This window comes from Clostridioides sp. LIBA-7678 (assembly GCF_056716065.1).
In genome coordinates this window covers 855,633-873,526 of the sequence record NZ_CP196987.1, presented here as the reverse complement: position 1 = coordinate 873,526, position 17,894 = coordinate 855,633, and the positions used below count along the sequence as shown (strand labels likewise).

18 protein-coding genes and 1 pseudogene are annotated in these 17,894 nt (G+C 29.1%); all 19 read right to left on the bottom strand.

The genetic code is table 11. The annotated features are described in order from the left end of the window. Nucleotides 1-14: 14 nt before the first annotated feature. The 19 genes and pseudogenes from ACTG46_RS04330 to ACTG46_RS04240 all read right to left on the bottom strand — a co-directional run bounded on the left by ACTG46_RS04330 (nucleotide 15) and on the right by ACTG46_RS04240 (nucleotide 17,855). A complete protein-coding gene (locus tag ACTG46_RS04330; protein ID WP_167640380.1) occupies nucleotides 15-1,154 on the bottom strand; it encodes a M20 family metallopeptidase in 1,140 nt (379 codons plus the stop codon). Nucleotides 1,155-1,168: 14 nt separating this feature from the next. Then, nucleotides 1,169-1,633: a hypothetical protein gene (locus tag ACTG46_RS04325; RefSeq protein WP_054269418.1), complete on the bottom strand. Its 465-nt coding sequence runs from the start codon at nucleotides 1,631-1,633 to the stop codon at nucleotides 1,169-1,171. A gap of 14 nt (nucleotides 1,634-1,647) precedes the next feature. After that, nucleotides 1,648-2,487 (bottom strand): DUF3100 domain-containing protein, encoded by an 840-nt coding sequence (locus tag ACTG46_RS04320; protein ID WP_021383560.1) that lies wholly within the window; start codon nucleotides 2,485-2,487, stop codon nucleotides 1,648-1,650. Between the two features lie 375 nt (nucleotides 2,488-2,862). After that, the gene (locus tag ACTG46_RS04315) at nucleotides 2,863-3,879 is read right to left on the bottom strand and encodes a LacI family DNA-binding transcriptional regulator (protein ID WP_054269416.1); all 1,017 of its coding nucleotides are present in this window, start codon (nucleotides 3,877-3,879) and stop codon (nucleotides 2,863-2,865) included. Between the two features lie 181 nt (nucleotides 3,880-4,060). Next, nucleotides 4,061-4,423: a stage V sporulation protein AE gene (gene spoVAE, locus ACTG46_RS04310; RefSeq protein ID WP_003418423.1), complete on the bottom strand. Its 363-nt coding sequence runs from the start codon at nucleotides 4,421-4,423 to the stop codon at nucleotides 4,061-4,063. Nucleotides 4,424-4,435: 12 nt separating this feature from the next. Next, nucleotides 4,436-5,449: a stage V sporulation protein AD gene (gene spoVAD / locus ACTG46_RS04305; RefSeq protein WP_054269415.1), complete on the bottom strand. Its 1,014-nt coding sequence runs from the start codon at nucleotides 5,447-5,449 to the stop codon at nucleotides 4,436-4,438. 155 nt (nucleotides 5,450-5,604) lie between these two features. Next, nucleotides 5,605-6,042: a stage V sporulation protein AC gene (gene spoVAC / locus ACTG46_RS04300; protein ID WP_003418420.1), complete on the bottom strand. Its 438-nt coding sequence runs from the start codon at nucleotides 6,040-6,042 to the stop codon at nucleotides 5,605-5,607. A 272-nt stretch (nucleotides 6,043-6,314) separates the two neighbouring features. Continuing rightward, nucleotides 6,315-7,079 (bottom strand): RNA polymerase sporulation sigma factor SigF, encoded by a 765-nt coding sequence (gene sigF, locus ACTG46_RS04295; RefSeq protein WP_054269414.1) that lies wholly within the window; start codon nucleotides 7,077-7,079, stop codon nucleotides 6,315-6,317. A gap of 22 nt (nucleotides 7,080-7,101) precedes the next feature. After that, nucleotides 7,102-7,530, bottom strand: a complete 429-nt coding sequence (spoIIAB, locus tag ACTG46_RS04290) for an anti-sigma F factor (RefSeq protein WP_054269413.1) — start codon at nucleotides 7,528-7,530, stop codon at nucleotides 7,102-7,104. Nucleotides 7,531-7,543: 13 nt separating this feature from the next. Continuing rightward, nucleotides 7,544-7,879 (bottom strand): anti-sigma F factor antagonist, encoded by a 336-nt coding sequence (gene spoIIAA / locus ACTG46_RS04285; protein ID WP_054269412.1) that lies wholly within the window; start codon nucleotides 7,877-7,879, stop codon nucleotides 7,544-7,546. 86 nt (nucleotides 7,880-7,965) lie between these two features. Next, nucleotides 7,966-10,053, bottom strand: a complete 2,088-nt coding sequence (locus ACTG46_RS04280; RefSeq protein ID WP_479923671.1) for a molybdopterin-dependent oxidoreductase — start codon at nucleotides 10,051-10,053, stop codon at nucleotides 7,966-7,968. A gap of 266 nt (nucleotides 10,054-10,319) precedes the next feature. Further along, complete coding sequence (srlD, locus tag ACTG46_RS04275) at nucleotides 10,320-11,093, bottom strand: sorbitol-6-phosphate dehydrogenase (protein ID WP_479923670.1); 774 nt, start codon at nucleotides 11,091-11,093, stop codon at nucleotides 10,320-10,322. 100 nt (nucleotides 11,094-11,193) lie between these two features. Next, nucleotides 11,194-11,559 carry a PTS glucitol/sorbitol transporter subunit IIA gene (locus tag ACTG46_RS04270; RefSeq protein ID WP_054269410.1) on the bottom strand — a complete coding sequence of 122 codons (366 nt, stop codon included), beginning with the start codon at nucleotides 11,557-11,559 and terminating at the stop codon, nucleotides 11,194-11,196. Nucleotides 11,560-11,599: 40 nt separating this feature from the next. Then, the gene (locus ACTG46_RS04265; protein WP_407813854.1) at nucleotides 11,600-12,019 is read right to left on the bottom strand and encodes a PTS glucitol/sorbitol transporter subunit IIB; all 420 of its coding nucleotides are present in this window, start codon (nucleotides 12,017-12,019) and stop codon (nucleotides 11,600-11,602) included. 39 nt (nucleotides 12,020-12,058) lie between these two features. Continuing rightward, a pseudogene (locus ACTG46_RS04260) lies at nucleotides 12,059-12,559 on the bottom strand (PTS glucitol/sorbitol transporter subunit IIB); the annotation flags it as partial. Between the two features lie 258 nt (nucleotides 12,560-12,817). Then, on the bottom strand, nucleotides 12,818-13,378 hold the full coding sequence (srlA, locus tag ACTG46_RS04255) for a PTS glucitol/sorbitol transporter subunit IIC (RefSeq protein WP_054269409.1): 561 nt from the start codon (nucleotides 13,376-13,378) through the stop codon (nucleotides 12,818-12,820). A gap of 28 nt (nucleotides 13,379-13,406) precedes the next feature. Next, entirely contained in the window at nucleotides 13,407-13,841 is a 435-nt protein-coding gene (locus ACTG46_RS04250; RefSeq protein ID WP_054269408.1) for a transcriptional regulator GutM, read from the bottom strand. Nucleotides 13,842-13,845: 4 nt separating this feature from the next. Next, nucleotides 13,846-15,831: a BglG family transcription antiterminator gene (locus ACTG46_RS04245; RefSeq protein ID WP_479923669.1), complete on the bottom strand. Its 1,986-nt coding sequence runs from the start codon at nucleotides 15,829-15,831 to the stop codon at nucleotides 13,846-13,848. Between the two features lie 401 nt (nucleotides 15,832-16,232). Continuing rightward, nucleotides 16,233-17,855: a DEAD/DEAH box helicase gene (locus ACTG46_RS04240; protein WP_054269406.1), complete on the bottom strand. Its 1,623-nt coding sequence runs from the start codon at nucleotides 17,853-17,855 to the stop codon at nucleotides 16,233-16,235. Between the last annotated feature and the right edge of the window lie 39 nt (nucleotides 17,856-17,894).

Below are 17,894 nucleotides of genomic sequence, written 5' to 3'. Positions count from 1 at the left end.
AAATTATATATTATTTACTTATATAAAACATCTACTCCACACATTGCTAACACCTTAATTGCTTTTATAAGTGCTACTCTGCCTTCCTCACCACCAGCTGCAACAGCAAATTCATCTGTATGAGTTGCAGTATCTTTCTTTAATTTAATATATGCTTGTATTGCAGGTATCTCATGAGTTAAATTTCCAGTATCAGTTGAACCAATACCTTGACTTAAATCTCTTTCAACATAATCCTCACCTAACACTTCGAAATTACTTCTAACTATATTCACTAATTCTGAATCATTTTTAATTTCTTTGTATACTTCATCTAATTGAACTATATCTACATTAGTTCCTGTAGAAATTGCTGCTCCTTTGGCACAATTTTTAAGCATATCACAAATCTCATTTAAGTACTCTATACTTAAAGCTCTTACATTAAATATAGCTGTAGATTTTTCAGGAATTATATTATGTATGCTACCTCCATCAGTTATAATACCATGTACTCTTGCATAATCTTTAAGATGTAATCTCATGCTATTTACACTGTTAAACAATGCGATTACTCCACTTAAAGCACTTTTTCCTTCCCAAGGATAAGCAGCAGCATGAGATGCCTTTCCACTAAAATCAAATTTTAAATTAACTTGAGCAAATGATATATCATCAGGCATTGAAGCATCACTTGGGTGTAAAATTAATGCAGCATCTACGTCTTTGAATACACCTTCTTTAATCATAGTTATTTTTCCACCCACTCTTTCTTCTGCAGGTGTTCCAAACACTTTTACAGTTCCTTCTATATTGTGTTTTTTCATTATTTCTTTTAATATGATGCCAGCACCAACAGAACTTGTACCTATAATATTATGCCCACATGCATGTCCCATCCCTGGAAGTGCATCATACTCAGCTAAAAAAGCTACTGTTTTTCCATTACCATTTGAATAAACAGCCTCAAAAGAGGTCTCTAATCCTCCTACACCTTTAGTTACATCAAATCCATTCTCTTCTAATAAATCACATAATGCTTTTTGTGACTTATGTTCTTCAAATGCCAATTCTGGATTTGCAAATAAATAATCAGATACATTTTCAAATGATGTCTTCTTTTCTTCAGATAACACTTTTATTTCTTCTTTGATTTTTAATTTTAATTCATTCATGTTTACCTACCTCCTTAAAGCATTCCATTTAATCTTAAAACTGTTTGAGATATAAAGGCAGAACCAAAGTAAGTAGATGTCATAACTATAAATGATATAACTACTAACTTCCAGCTCAAAGTCTTTAATATATCCAATTGATTACCTACAGAAATTCCTGCAAAGGCTAACAATGGTGTTACTGTAGACATAAAATTGATTTTACCTACATTAGTTGCTATAATATCTCCCACTGGTGATATTGGAAGTGATAAAACGAATGCAACTAAAGTAGCCCATGCAAAACCTGGTAAATTAGGTTTTTTAACGAAGTTCTTAATTATAATAGCAACTATAACTAACAAAAAACCAAATACACTTCCAATTAATAAATCCTTAGCCTGAGTCTTAAGTGCTATCATTTGTCCAAAGCAAATAATAATATATATAAACAGTACTATTTTTACCTGTTCTATAATAGTCTTAAAAGTCTTTTCCATACATACACCCTCCTTTATAAGTCATTACTTGTTTTTGTTTTTCTTCCTCTGAATCTTTCAATAATTGGAGCCACTTTACTATAATAATAATTGGCCACTGGTAAAGATAAAAATAACTCTATATATATTCCAGTAACAGCTGTAATTAAACCACTAGTTGCTGAATATGCTAAAATCTGTTCTGACATCTGTGGAACCGTATTCATTAATGATGCTGTTGCAGCTCCCATCATCGAACCACTTCCCATTCCTGATGCCATTGCTAAAGCATATGGATGAAATCCTAAAAGTACACCTACTGGTGCCAAAAATGAGAATAATAATGTCCCAAATATACTACCACTTATGTAAGTTCCTAATGTTCCTATACCTTCTGGTGAATTTAACCCATACTTATCTCCAATAATTCCTAGTGCTGTGTCACGACATAATGAAAAAGTACCTCCTAATGCACTTCTCCCAAGACCTAATGCAACTCCAACAGGTAATGCAATCAACATTGTACCCATATGACCAAATTCTTGTAATAAAAGTGCTGGTCCTGCTTGAAGTAATATACCTACTTTAGGACCTGCATTGATTCCAAACATTATTCCTAATGGATATAGTGTTAAAGACAACAAATATGGAGATACATTTATTTCATTATCCCCTATAAATTTTTTTAGAGCTGGTATAACTCGTCCTAATAAGTGAGGCGAAACAGCCATCCCTATAAAGATAGCCCATAGTATACTAAGTAAAGTTATATTAATACCCATAACTTTAAATGAAATAGGACCGATTAATTCCGCCAATATTGTGATTATAAAGGCTGCTATTATGGCATTTCTAATCCCTGCTTTTTCTTTCATTTCTATACCTCCTTGTAATTTTTATAATTTTCTTATAATATAATTGTTAGTGATTTTATTATATAACCTATCATTGATAATGTATAATATATATTATTCATCATTTTTATATACTTTTAGTTATGAATCAAAATAAGACATTGAAGATTCATGATATAAAACACGAATAATTTATTGAACTATATTATCTAAATAGTAAATTATTAACTAATCTAATAAAATTATTTACTGATTTTATGAAAACGTTCTAAATAAATAAAGGAGTACAATGTACTGATATACACTTACTCCTTTTAATTTCAATTCATATTATTTTTTAGATTAATTTATACAAACTATAATACTTCTAGTACATTTATGATATTTAAAAATTTACTACTTTATTCTTTTAACACTGTTTCGTATTATTAACCTTGGATATAGTTTTCTTGGAATATGTTCTGTTCCTTTTTTATTTATTATATTTACTAAACTATCTACTCCATTTTTTATAACTTGTTCTCTTGGGTCATCTATCGTTGATAAATGAGACCTAAAATATGATATTAATTCAATATTATTATATCCTATTATAGAAATATCTTCTGGTACATTTATACCATAAGTATTTTTTAATTCTTGTATTATAGAAATTGCTGGTACATCTTGTTGTACAAATATGGCTGATGCCTTTTTTATTTTATCAATATGCTTTTCTAATAGCTCAACTTGAGATTCAAAGTCCATTTTAGATTCAATAACCTCAGTCTTTAAATTTGCCTCTTCCATAGCATTCAAATATCCCTTTGTTCTATCTTCATGCATTTTTGAGCTTTTATCATCTGAAGTTACTGTTATTATATCCTTATGACCATGGTCAATTAAATGCTTAGTGGCTATATAACCACCATATACATTATCATCCCAAAAGAAATTGTCTACTTCTCCTACAAAAGATGGTTTAAAATATATAAATACATGTGGAAAATTATTATCTTTTAAAAATTCATACTCTTCTTTTTTTATTGATTGAGATACAATTACTAATCCATCTACCATTTGTCCATTAACCATTTTATATACATTACTGTCACCACTAATGTTATTATTAGGTTGTATTATAAAATCGTATTTATTAGTCTCAATAGAATTTATAGAACTGTCCATTATATCACTAAAAAACTTTCTAGTATCTTGGTGATTAAAATTATTTGAAAAGATTACCCCAATTCTGTTTGTTTCTTTTTTTGCCAGATTTCTTGCATTTACATTAAAATGGAACCCTAGTCTATTAGCCTCTTCTACTACCTTCTTTTTTGTTTTTTCAGATACATTAGGATTATTATTTAAGCACCTAGAAACGGTTGAATAACTGATACCTAGATTCCTTGCAATATCTTTAATAGTTACCATCTTTATCCCCTACTTCACTTCATTTTATTTTGATAATATAATACTACACTATGTTGTAAATAATTGTCAACTTCAATTATGTAAACGTTTCTTTATATAAAAAATAGGCAGAATCTGAAAGATATCTACCTATTTTATAAAAAGCTACTATTTTAAATTTTATTATTCTTTTAAGTAATATTTATGGCTTTGCTTTCGGTGTAAATACTACTGACATAATATATCCAAAGAATATAGCCGCTGCTATCCCACCAGCTGTAGCAGTTGTACCACCTAAGAAAATACCTAAAAAGCCATCACTTTGAATTGACTTTATTACTCCTGTAGCAAGTGAATATCCAAATCCTATTATAGGAACTGTTGCACCTGCTGCTGCAAACTTAACTAATGGTTCGTAAAGACCTAGAAAAGTTAAAACTACACCAGTTGTTACATATGTTACCATAACATATGGAGTTTGCATTTTAAAGTAATCCATCATTACTTGGGCTATTAAACATATAATTCCACCTACAATAAACACTCTTACATAGTCCATTAACATATATATCACTTCCTACTCATTTACTATTACTACTGCATGTGCAACACATGGTATTGTCTGCTTTTGTAGTGTACTTGTTGGTGACAGTAATGCTCCAGTTGATACAAGCATTACTTTATTAAATTCTTTTTTTCTCAACTTATCATATATATATCCTGCAAACACTGTAGCTGAGCATCCACATCCACTTCCACCACAGTGGACATCTTGCTCTTTAAGATTAAACATCTCTATACCACAATCAGTATAACATTTTGATATGTCTAGACCTTTTTCTTTCAAAAAGTCCTCTGTTATCTGTTTTCCAAGAGTACCCAAATCTCCAGTAGCAATTATATCAAAGCTATTTGGGTCATCATTAGTATCTTCAAAATAAGAATATATTGTATCTATTGCTGCTGGAGCCATGGCTGGTCCCATATTATTACCATCATCAATACCTTCATCTATTACTTTACCAACTGTAACATATTTTATCTTAGGACCATCTCCATTAGGAGCTAATAATACACTTCCTGCTCCTGTAACCGTCCATTGTGCTGTCATTGGTTTTTGATTTCCAAGTTCTAGAGGAAATCTAAACTGTCTTTCTGCTGTACAATAATGGCTTGATGTACCTGATAGTACTAAATCTGCAAAACCACCATCTATGAGCATAGAGCCTATACAAAGACCTTCTGCCATTGTAGAGCAGGCTCCATATATACCTAAAAATGGAATTGCTAATTCCCTTGCTGCAAATGATGCTGGTACTATTTGATTTATTAAATCTCCACCTAACATGTAATTTACATCTGTTAGTTTTTTTCCTGCTTTTTGTATAGCTTTTTGAGATGCAGTCTCTACCATCTTACTTTCAGCTAATTCCCAAGTTTTTTCACCATATAAATCATCAGTCATAATCATATCAAAATAGTCCTTTAATGGCCCTTCACCTTCTTTAGAGCCTACTATAGTTCCAGTTGATATTATTGTTGGTTTATTTTCTAACTTTACTGTTCTTTTTCCAATTCTTTTATTTTTCATATTTTCACACCTTTTTAATTTTACATTTTAATATTTAATTTTTTAATATCAATTGAAATCTTCATAACTATTTTCTAACTAACAAGCTTCATAGTTAATTTTCAACTTTTATAGCTATTTTGCAATTAATAGAGTTTAAATTAAATAAAAACCATCTAAAACATCTTAAAAATATAATAAATAATCCCACATAAAATAGAAGAACCTATTCCATAAACTAAAACGGGTCCTGCAATTTTAAATAAGTTTGCACCTACACCTAATACATAACCTTCTCTTTTATACTCCATAGCTGGAGATACTATTGAGTTTGCAAAACCTGTTATTGGAATTATAGAACCAGCTCCAGCTCTTTTTCCGATTAAGTCGTAAACTCCTAGTCCAGTTAAAAATGCCCCTATAAATATTAGTGTTATTGATGTTGCAGAACTAGCACCTAATTTATCAAGACCTCCAACTTTCATGTATAAATCATTTATTGCTTGCCCTATCATACAAATAATTCCACCTACAATAAATGCAAGTGTATAGTTTTTTAAATATGTAGGTTTTGGGCTTATTTGGTCTACATATTTTTTATAATTTTTATCCATACTAAACACCTCTCTAAAGTATTATTTGTTAATTTTAAAAAAATAAACCTATTATTTATTTTGACAGTTTAAAGTTTTATCAAAAAATAAAAAAGATGTCTCATAAAGAAAATAATTTATTTTCTTTTATAAAGACACCTTACTTTTTAATATTTTTTATTCTAATTGAGAAATTTTTAATCATAGTTTAAAAATCTAATATCAAAAGCTATTACAGTTTATTTAAGTAATATTTTTATTATCTTTTGTTATTTTATATATCATAAGTATTCTCACGATATATATTCTTTTAATTTAGATAACACCTTTTTCTCTATCCTAGATACTTGAACCTGTGATATATTGAGCATTTCTCCTATTTCACTTTGAGTCATATCTTCAAAATATCTGAGAACTATTATTTGACGTTCTCTCTTATCTAATTTTCCAAGTATGTCTTTTAATAGTATATTATCTACTACTTTTTCTTCCTCACTTTCTCCTTTCATGCTTATTTTATCAATAAGACATATTGGAGAACCTTCCTCTTCATGAATAACACCTTGTAAATACTCAACGTTGAAATTAGCTTCCATAGCCATTACTAAATCTTCTTTTTCTACATCAATTGCTTTAGCCAATTCTTCTATACTTGGTTCTCTACCTAACTTTTTGGTTAATGACTCACTTTCCATCTTGGCCTTTACAGCTATTTGCTTTAATGACCTTGATACTTTTATCATACCATCATCTCTTAAGTACCTCTTTATTTCACCTAAAATCATAGGTACTGCATAAGTAGAGAATTTTACATTAAATTTTGGGTCAAATTTATATATTGATTTTATTAAGCCTATAGAACCTAACTGAAATAAATCCTCTCTATCATATCCTATATTTAAAAATCTAGATACAACGCTCCTAACTAGACCTAAATTGCTTGATATTAATATTTCTTTTGCCTCTTCATCTCCATTTTGAACTTTGTCAATAAGTTCTAGAGTCTCCTCATGACTAAGAAGAGGTTTTTTTTCTTCTCTGGCAACAGTTACTTCCATAATAAAACCTCACTTTTGGACTTTATTTAGGCACATTTATTTTTTTAGACATTTCAATTCTAGTACCATTATCTTTTACAGAACTTACCTCTACATCGTCCATAAAGCTTTTCATTACTGTGAATCCCATTCCTGATCTATCAAGTTCTGGTTTTGATGTATAAAGTGGTTCCATTGCCTTCTCCACATTTTCTATTCCATACCCTTCATCTTCAACTATAATTTTTATAGTATTTCCCTCTATCTCACATCTTAAAAAAACAAATTTAGAACTATCTTCTTCATATCCATGTATTATAGCATTTGTAACAGCCTCAGAGACAGCAGTTTTTATATCCACTAATTCATCTACTGTTGGGTCTAATTTAGCTGCAAAGGATGCTACTATAACTCTTGCTAAACTTTCATTTTCAGATATTGCCGAAAATTTAACTTCCATAATATTATTCATCACATACTCCTCCCTACAAAGAACTTAGAGCTTCTTCATACGTATCATAAATGCCAATAATTTTATTTAACCCAGATAAATCAAAAATCTTCTTAACTCGTGAACTTATATTAATTACTGAAACTCGTCCCCCTTCATTAGAAATCTTTTTATATCTACCTATGATGACACCTATACCTGAAGAATCCATAAAATTAATATTTTCAAAATTAAATACAACATTTCTAACTTGATTTACACTTAATAAGTTATCTATTTCTTCCCTTATTTCATTGGCTACATGGTGGTCTAGTTCTGAGCACATAAATTCTATGTATAGATTCTTATGTTCTAAGGAATAATTTACCATCAAAATCCCTCCTTCAATAGTTTTGTAAAAATAGTAACTTTTAATCAATTCTATAATTGTATTTTTATTCCTTCAATGAAATTTAACTAGTTTTGTCGTATTATTTCTACCATGCTTTCATTGTATGTTACCTGACCGCCAAAGTCTGATATGCCAGAGTCTGTCAAACTGTTTGGATTCCCATGTTTCTTCCACCAACCAACATACATTTTTACTATATAATCACCCACTCCATCGTCTATATTTATTTGTACATCTATTTTTGCTTTTTTTGAGTTTAAAGTCACAATGTCTTTATCCTTAATGCCTAATTGTTTAGCCATGCATTTATTTATATATGCTTGTGATATAGAAGTCTTATCCATAAAGTGTTGACTAAACAAAGTATCTGCATGATGATTAGTCAATAATCTAAAATAAGTATTTTCATTTTTCTCTTTTATATTTTTAGATTTATGATTCTTATACACAGGTATTGGGCTTATTCCTAAGCTTTTTATTCGTTCTGAATAAAGCTCATACTTTCCAGATGGAGTCTCAAATTTCTTATCTTCCCAAGCAACAGGATTATGTATAGTGAAGTAGCTATTTTTAAGTTTTTCTATATTTAGATTTTTATCAAATTTTCTAAGTGGTTCAATTACTTTCTCTAGATATTCGCTCTTTCTAACAAATGGATAATCTTTAATCCCCATCTTTTTAGCTAACTCCATAAAGAAATAGTATTCATCCATCAATTTATGTTTTGGTTTTACTGCTATTTCATTATAAGTTATATATGGATTAGTCATTGAACTATAGATTATATCTTCACTTTCTAGTGTATTTGTACAAGGTATAAACAAGTCGCATAACGTGGCTGTATCAGTCATAAACATATCAAAACACACTTTAAATTCAATCTTTGAAAATACTTTCTCTAGCTTTACTAAATCTGGCAATTGATTCATCAGATTACTTTTGGTTATAATAGCCATCTTTATTGGAACATTAGTTTTTATTGATTTATTTGATAAGTTATTTAATTCACTTGATACAAGATTTGCTTTACTATCTTTATCATCAGACTCATTTAATGTATCTTTTAAAGATTTCTCTATAAATTCACTAATATTACTTACATAAAACTCCCTATCTTCTCCATATGACTGGCTATTATAAGGGTCAGAGTTTAGAATATTTGGATAAACCTTATTGGCATAGTTTATACCTCCACCACTAAAACCGATTTGACCTGTTATAGCTCCTAAAGCATCTATAGCTCTTATTGTATTTCCTCCACTTTTATATTTCTGAAGTCCATACCCAAGATTTATAGTTGAATATTTGTTGGTATATAAATCAACTAGTTCTCTTATATCCTTCTCTTTAACTCCACATTCATTAATTAAAAAACTTAATTCCAATGAATGCAAATATTCTTTGTACTCCTCAAAACCAATAACATATGAATTTATATATTCTTCATCATATAATTTATCTTCTACTATAACTTTTGCCATAGCTATAGCTAAAGCTCCATCTGTTCCAGGATTTACTTTTATGTACTTATCTGCTATTTGAGCTGTTTTTGTATATATGGGGTCAATTACTACTATCTGTATTCCTTTATCTTTAGCCTTTTTAATTATTTGCATAGTATGAATTGTAGTATATGCTGGATTTTTTCCCCATACAAATATGCTTTTACTATTTAACATGTCTTCTATGGCATTACTTTTAGCTTCTCCAAAATCATACTTTTGAGCATGCATTCCTGCACTCCAACATGGACCACCCTTGTGCCTACTAACTCCTCCATAAAAGTTAAAAAATATATCTCCTATGTATTTTAATACAGACCCACTTCCATATTGGTCATAATGCATAACAGACTTTGATGTGTACTTTTCTTTATAGTCTATAAGCTTTTCTGCCATTATCTCTATAGCTTCATCAAAAGAGATTTTCTTCCATACTCCATCAACTTTAAGCATTGGAGTCTCTATCCTCTCTTTATGATTTAGTCTATCTAAATGAGCCAATCCTTTTTTACATATAAATCCTTTTGTGTAAGGATGGTTTTTATCTCCTTCAATTTTTATTATGTTATTTCCTTTAATATAAACATTAAATTTGCAACAATCATGGCAATCTAGTGTACAGCCATGACTTAATTTTTTTATTGTATCCATAAAGTATCCTTCTTTCCTTATTAAGAACTATCATATTTCCTGTAATTTATTAAATTTTATATACTCAAAACTACTTTATATAAAACATAAATATATTTTATCAAATTAAATTTAAAAATACTTCATAAATATAATATTATTGAAAAATTCACTTCTAAAAACTGACTGACTTCTAATTTCGCTTGAAAACTATAGTTGTTAATAATAAAAATAACCTTTCAATTAATATATCTCTGATATACATAAATTGAAAGGTTATAAAAATTTTACATAACTTGTCCACCAGTAATATTTATAGATTGACCTGTACAATATTCAGCTTCCTTAGAAGCGTAAAATGTAAGCATATTTGCAACATCTATAAATCTACAACCTCTTTTTAGAGGTACTTTATCTATATAAACTTGCTTAACTTCTGATTCAGGTATCCCCAATTTTACTGCATATTGAGGAATTAAACTTTCAAACATGTCAGAATCAAGTAAATTTCCAAGCATCAACGCATTTACAGTTATCTTATGCTCTGCTAAATCTAATGCCAAACTTTGAGTAAGACCAACTCCAGCAAATTTACCTGCTGAATATCCTGAATTATGCTTGCTACCTACTCTACCTGATTTTGAATTTATCTGTATTATTCTACCTTCAATGCCTTTTGATATCATGACCTTAGATACTTCTCTTGCAAATAGAAAATACCCATTTAAATTTACATCTACAATAAATTTAAAATCTCTATATCCAAAATCAGTTATTTTTTTACTTACAGCCACTCCTGCATTGTATACCAATAAATCAATCCTATCAAAATCACTTTCAATCTTTTCAACAGTACTTATAACCTGTTCTTCATCAGTGGCATTACAGCCATATCCTATGGATTTACAATCAAACTCTTTTTCTATTTCTTCAGCTACTTTTTTTGCATTATCTTCATTTAAGTCCGCAACAGCAACATCATAACCTACTTTAGCTAGATGTTTAGATAAAAATTCACCTAAACTTCTTCCTCCTCCAACTACTAAAGCTACTTTTCTCATTTTCATTTCCCCTTTTATATCACATTAGAAGCTAACTTGATTAGTTAAATTGACTTTTATCTATAATTTACTTATAATATGATTAGATTAGTTTTAAATTTTATTTTCTAATTATTTTTAGTATAGTACCTACGCCAATAGGTGCTATTTCTTTTTTTTCAAGATATAAGGTCCCTCCAATTGCTCCATCTTTTTCACCTGTAAACTTAAATGTTATATGACCTAATTCTGAAAGATTTTGATTTACTAACTCACCAACAGAAGTAATTTTATAATCAACATTATTTATTGATAACACATCATTCGTAAGTATTTCTTTTACTAAATTATTTTCAGAATGTATATAACAGTAATTTTCTAATTCTTGAGGAGCATTATCCTTGAAAGTTACAAACATGTTATGTTCTAAAAATTCATTTGCATTATCTCCTATTTTATTTATTTGGGTACTGTATATTAATTCCATATCAACTGAACCTTTCTCTAATTATTTATAAAGTATTCTTTTATTTATATAATCCAAAGCTTGCTAACCATGCTAGTAGAACAGTTGGTGCACCTGTTAAAAATCTAGAATATAAAACTGATGGAACTCCTACTTGAACTGTATCAGGTTCAGCTTCTGCAAGACCAAGCCCTACTGGTATAAAGTCACATGCTGCTTGTGAATTTATTGCAAACAATGCTGGCAATGCTAAACTTGGTGGAATATTTCCTTTTCCTATTTCTGTCCCAACTAATACCCCTACTATCTGAGCTATAACGGCTCCTGGTCCAAGAAATGGAGACAACAATGGAAATGAACATATTATTGATAAAACAACCAGCCCTCCAACATTTCCTATTAATGGAGTAAGCAAGTTGGCTACCCAATTTCCTACACCTGATTGATTTATTATACCTATTAGGACTGCAACGAAAGCCATAAAAGGCAATATAGTGTGTATTAATGTATCTATAGTATCTCTACCAGCTTGAAAAAGAGTACTTGTCACATTACCTAGTGCTATACCTATTTTTGCGACAATTCCTTGACTCTGTTCACTTATCTTCTTTTTAGTATCATAAGCCATATTTTTTTCCTCCTACATCCACAATTATAATTGCTCTACATTGTTTGGTTTTACCCCTGAAACATATATATCTTCTTTTATAAACATTGCTAATGGTCCACTTTTACCTGTCTTCATTATATTTATAGTTGGTATTTTCTTTTGAGGATATATACCACATCTTAATGTACCACCACAATTTATTATTACACATGCTATTTCATCATCTTTAACTCCTTGCGAAAATCCATCTATTAATTCACATCCTGTAAGTTCAGCTATTCTTACTGCAGTTTCTGGTTTTGCTCCTCCAGTTACATATACTACCTTATTTTTCTTTTCTGTTGGCTCTATTATCAATGGTCCTCCCCATCCTCCAGAACCTTTTACTATTTTAACTTTATTAAATGACATACAAATGCTCCTCCTATATACACTATTTTTTTATTTAAGTTATTCTCTTAATCCTAATTCTATCCATTTCTTTCTTAGTTATCTTATTTTAAATCCTTTAATACTATTATTTATTTTCTTACATCTCATGTTAACTTTCTGCTATCTTATATGTAACCTTCTTATATTAATTTATTTAATTACTATTCAAAACAATCTACTTATTATATAAAACAATTTACTTTCACTTAGAATAAATTTAATTATATCTTAAAATAATTATCCAATATTTATATCTGAATTTAATGATATTCCTTGTTGCTTCTCTACAAATTTTGTCGTATAGTCAGTAACCACACCTTTAATAAAGTTTGCAATTATACCAACTAGTAAATATCTAACTGCTAAATCTGCTGTTGAAAATCCTAAAGTTGTTATACCATTTGCAATTCCTAGATATATAAATAGCTCTCCTGGATTAATGTGTGGAAATAATCCATTCATTGTATGGCATGAAAAACTTGCTGCTGCAAAATAACTAGGTTTAAATTTTTCTGGCAAAAATCTTCCAAGTGATAATGTCATTGGATTTGCAAATACGAATGTACCAAGTACTGGTAATATTAAATATCTAGTAAATATATTTGCAGAACATTTTTTTGCAAGCCTCTCGACTCTATCTGTACCTATAAAATTGATAATTGCATTCATCGTAACCAATAAAGCTACTAAAAGTGGAACTATATCTGTTACAAAACCTACAAATTGTTGACCTCCTGCCCTAAATAAATTCATAAAACTGTCTGCACCACTTGCTAATACTTGAAAAAATTGCGTCATATTAACTCCTCCTTATAAATATATATTTTTAAACTACTTCTGCATTGCATTCTTCATCAGTACTAGTACTATTTGTACTCTCACATCTATTTTTTTCAAATGTTATGTACTGTTTGACTGCATCTAGTATTGCTTTTTTTAGTAGTTTATTATACTCAGCTAAATCTGATTTTGTTATGTCCCCTAAGTCTTTTCCTACTAGCCCTTCAAACACTTTTACTCTTGCTAATACTGTAACACCTTGCATTTTCCTAGTTTCAACAATTGCACCATCCTCATCTATGAGTATTAGCACAATTGTACCTGATGATATTCTTCCTTTTTTTCTGCCTATTGCAACTCTCCCTTTTCTTTTTAATTCAATATAATTTTTATTAAAATCTTTAAGTTGTAAGTATCCAAGAAAAATATTTAATAAATAAACTGCAATAAGTGATACTATAATAAAAATTACTGGGTCCATATTATTACCTCCTCTTGGTAATTATTTTATAAAATTCATCAAATGATTTTACTTTAGCAAGTGCTTCTACCATTTTTTTATCTCTTCCTATTTCAAGTACCTCTTCATAGCTTTTTATTATCAAATCTGTACTTTCTACATTCTTATCTGGAATTATCATTAATATTATTATTCTAATTTCTTTTGTATCCCAAATTACTGGATTTTCTAATATACCAAATGCCAGATAAAGATTTTCTCCTTTAGAGCTAACTGAATGGGGTAATGCTATGTAATTATCTAGTGCTGTAGAAGATTTCTGTTCCCTTTTTAATACATTTTCCTTAAACTCCAAATCAATAATTCCTTTATGTACTAGCTTTACTAACATTTCTTCTAAATTTTCCATGAATGTGTCATTATTCAGTATAAAAAACTTATCTTCCTCAACTAATTTACCTATAAAAGGAATATTCTTTTCAATATGCTTTATAGATTTAAGATTTATACTATTTTTCAATAGTATGGCATTTTCTATTTCTTTTTTTATACTTTCTTCATTAAATAAGGCATTTACTCTAAATATTGGAACATCTAAGTCTGTCTTAAAGTCTACTGTTGTAAACACTAGGTCATAGTACTTTAATAACTCCAAATTAGCCTTGGCTTCTATATCAGAAAAAGTATTTACTTCAACACTTTCTCCAAGAATTTTTCCTATTTTTATCCTGATGAGTTGTGCAGTCCCAAGACCAGTTCCACAAACAACTGCCACTCTGTTTACATTTAGAATCTTTCTTGAACTTTTTTCGAAATAACTTCCAAAATGTAATGCTATATATCCTATTTCGTGTTCACATATCTTTAGGTCAAACTTTTCTTCAATTATCATTGCAGCTATCTTTGCTACACTGTATGGAAATGTATATCTCTCCTTTATTTCTTGCAATAATGGATTTTTTACCCTTATGTTAAACCTCATTCTATTAAGTGCAAAATACAAATGATATTCTAGGTTTTCTATGAGCTTCTTATCTTCTTTAAAATCAATCCCAGATGTCTCCAATAGAAAACTAGTTACTTCATCTACAACTTCTTTTACACTATCATTTATCTTTATGCTACTAAGTGCTAACTTTGTACTAGGAGCTTTTCTGCCTATTAATGGCATTGTCAAAAATATGGTTTCTTTTTCATTTAAAACTATATTAAATATCTTTTCCAACAAAGATTTAAGTTTTAATCCTAAAATATATTCATCTGAACATCTTATGACTTCAAATCTCTTATCTATCTTTTCAAATTTATATCCATTTAGATTTCTTAAAACAGATATTATTATATATCTTTCAACATCCATTAAGACCTGCTCTGTTATATAGAGTTCTTCTTGATTAAATAACTTCTTTAATTCGTCTCTAAGACATTCAATATCACCCTTTTTAATAACTCTTATGTGATTAACGTTTTCCAGTATATCAATATAATTTTCATATAACCTATCAAGGACTAATAACCTTATATCCATTTCTTCGCCAACTAAAATCATACCTATATTTGGTTTTCTTTTTAACTCCAAGTCGTAATCTGCTAAAATCTTATCTGCCTTTTTTAAATCTTTTATTAACGTTGTTCTTCCTATACATATCTCTTCAGCCAAATCATCTATAGTAATTGGATTGTTAGTCATAGTTAAAATATCAAGAACATAATTTACCCTTTCATCAGGTGAATTTAAATTTATAAAATTTGATGCTTTTCCTCTATTGAAATTTACAATTTCAATTAATTTACTTTCATCTTCAATTCTTATACTATATGTACCTTTTTCATTCTTAACTATTTTAGCAATACCATCTTTTAATTCTCGATTAATCTGGTTTATATAATTTCTGATAGTCCTAGTACTGACACCTAGAACACTTGAAAACTGTTCTAAAGTGTTTGTGTCTTCTTTTAACACCATTTCTAAAATCAAAAAAACCCTAGGGTCCATATAAGTCATTGACATCTTTTTCTCCCCTTTGTTATCTTACATTTTTTATTATAATCCAAACTGTATATATAATTAATATTCTCTTTTTCAAATAAGATTTGAAAAAGAGGAACTAATATACATTTTTTCACAACACACTGGAAAAATGTATATTAACATATTAAATCGTATTCTCAAATGAAAATCATATATTAATTTTTATTTTGTTATAGATTTTAATTTTTTTTACATCTACTAAGTCAAATTATAAATTATTTTTAAAATGCTCCTCATAATAATATTATATAAAACAATAAAAGCCTTATGTTGTTAACTATTACAGATTCTACACATCTGTTTTGAAAACACATTAGGCTTTTTAAATATTCAATATATTATTTTATATATTTTCTAATTATATTTTTACATGCTATAAATTATTTTTTCTTTTTATTCGCTTTTTCTATATTAATCTTATTACCTTTTATCTTAATATCTTTCATCTTTTCAATTACTGTCTTAGCATCTTTTTTAGGTATTTCAACAAAAGTATACTTATCATATATATCTATAGTTCCTACTACTTTACCTGGTATTCCAACCTCTCCAGCTATAGCACCAACTATATCCTTAGCTTGTACTCTTTGATTTCTACCAATATTGATAAATAATCTAATCATACCATCTTTAGCTCCAGTACTACCTTTTCTATCTCCACGTTCTCCACGCTCTCTTCTAGGTTTTTCTTCTATTATTTCTTCTTTCATTTCTTCACCTAGAGATAACTTCACAAGTGCAGCAGCTATATCAACCATTGCATAGTCTTCATCATTACAGAAGCTTTCTAACCATTGTAATTGTTTAGTTAAGTGTCCTTCTTCAATAGTTTGCTTAACTTGTGCGAAGAAAGTACCTACTTTTTTCTCTTCAACATCAGTTATTGTTGGTATGTTATGTTTTATCAATTTAGATTTAGTATATCTTTCTATATCTTTCATCTTTCTCATTTCTTTTCCAAATACAAAAGTAAATGACATACCTTCTCTACCAGCACGACCAGTTCTACCAATTCTGTGAACATAATACTCTTCATCTTGTGGTAAATCATAATTGAATACACATTCAACATCATCAACATCTATACCTCTAGCTGCAACATCAGTAGCAACAAGTATATCTATTGTACCATTTCTAAACTTATCCATTACTATATCCCTTTGAGTCTGCTTTAAATCACCATGTAAAGCATCTGCAAAGTATCCTCTTGCTTGTAAATCTCCTACTAATTCATCTGCTTTTCTTTTAGTGTTACAGAAAACAACAGATAACTTAGGGTCATATACATCAACTAATCTACATAATACTTCTAATTTATTTGATGACCTAGTTTCTATATAGTATTGCTTTGTATTTGAAACTGTAAGTTCTTTTCTAACAACTTTTATATGTTCTGGGTCTTTTTGATATCTCTTAGTTAATTCCAAAATTCCTTTTGGCATAGTAGCTGAAAAGAAAGTTGTTTGTCTTTCCTCAGGAATCTTGCTTAAAATCATTTCTATATCTTCTCTAAATCCCATATCTAGCATTTCGTCTGCTTCATCTAATATAATCATTTTTACATTATCCATTTTTAATGTTTTACGATTGATATGGTCTATTGTACGTCCTGGTGTACCTATTACAACTTGTACTCCACTCTTTAGAGATTTTATTTGTCTATCTATTGGTTGACCACCATATATAGGTAATGTCTTTATTCCGTGCGAATATTTAGCTAGCTTTCTTATTTCTGTTGATACTTGTATTGCAAGCTCTCTTGTTGGACAAAGTACTACAGCTTGTAAACTTCTATTATTTGGGTCTATTGTTTCTAGTATAGGTATACTAAAAGCTGCTGTTTTCCCCGTACCAGTTTGTGCTTGTCCTATAACGTCTTTACCTGACAAAATCGCAGGTATAGACTGTGCTTGTATAGGAGATGGCTCTTCAAACCCCATTTCAGCTATAGCTTTTTTTATTCCTTCACTTATTGGTAAATCTTCAAACTTTGTTATATTCATATATTATTCCTCTCCGTTATCAATTAATCTTAACCTATC

Bases quoted from the DNA above. Each gene is read 5' to 3' on its own strand.
- ACTG46_RS04245 (WP_479923669.1), bottom strand. From the start codon at position 15,831: ATGTCAATGACTTATATGGACCCTAGGGTTTTTTTGATTTTAGAAATG.
- sigF (WP_054269414.1), bottom strand. From the start codon at position 7,079: ATGGAAGTAACTGTTGCCAGAGAAGAAAAAAAACCTCTTCTTAGTCAT.
- ACTG46_RS04330 (WP_167640380.1), bottom strand. From the start codon at position 1,154: ATGAATGAATTAAAATTAAAAATCAAAGAAGAAATAAAAGTGTTATCT.
- ACTG46_RS04325 (WP_054269418.1), bottom strand. From the start codon at position 1,633: ATGGAAAAGACTTTTAAGACTATTATAGAACAGGTAAAAATAGTACTG.
- ACTG46_RS04315 (WP_054269416.1), bottom strand. From the start codon at position 3,879: ATGGTAACTATTAAAGATATTGCAAGGAATCTAGGTATCAGTTATTCA.
- srlA (WP_054269409.1), bottom strand. From the start codon at position 13,378: ATGACGCAATTTTTTCAAGTATTAGCAAGTGGTGCAGACAGTTTTATG.
- spoVAD (WP_054269415.1), bottom strand. From the start codon at position 5,449: ATGAAAAATAAAAGAATTGGAAAAAGAACAGTAAAGTTAGAAAATAAA.
- srlD (WP_479923670.1), bottom strand. From the start codon at position 11,093: ATGAGAAAAGTAGCTTTAGTAGTTGGAGGAGGAAGAAGTTTAGGTGAA.
- ACTG46_RS04240 (WP_054269406.1), bottom strand. From the start codon at position 17,855: ATGAATATAACAAAGTTTGAAGATTTACCAATAAGTGAAGGAATAAAA.
- ACTG46_RS04270 (WP_054269410.1), bottom strand. From the start codon at position 11,559: ATGGAATTAATATACAGTACCCAAATAAATAAAATAGGAGATAATGCA.
- ACTG46_RS04250 (WP_054269408.1), bottom strand. From the start codon at position 13,841: ATGGACCCAGTAATTTTTATTATAGTATCACTTATTGCAGTTTATTTA.
- spoVAC (WP_003418420.1), bottom strand. From the start codon at position 6,042: ATGGATAAAAATTATAAAAAATATGTAGACCAAATAAGCCCAAAACCT.
- spoVAE (WP_003418423.1), bottom strand. From the start codon at position 4,423: ATGTTAATGGACTATGTAAGAGTGTTTATTGTAGGTGGAATTATATGT.
- spoIIAA (WP_054269412.1), bottom strand. From the start codon at position 7,879: ATGGTAAATTATTCCTTAGAACATAAGAATCTATACATAGAATTTATG.
- spoIIAB (WP_054269413.1), bottom strand. From the start codon at position 7,530: ATGAATAATATTATGGAAGTTAAATTTTCGGCAATATCTGAAAATGAA.
- ACTG46_RS04265 (WP_407813854.1), bottom strand. From the start codon at position 12,019: ATGGCTTTCGTTGCAGTCCTAATAGGTATAATAAATCAATCAGGTGTA.
- ACTG46_RS04320 (WP_021383560.1), bottom strand. From the start codon at position 2,487: ATGAAAGAAAAAGCAGGGATTAGAAATGCCATAATAGCAGCCTTTATA.
- ACTG46_RS04280 (WP_479923671.1), bottom strand. From the start codon at position 10,053: ATGGATACAATAAAAAAATTAAGTCATGGCTGTACACTAGATTGCCAT.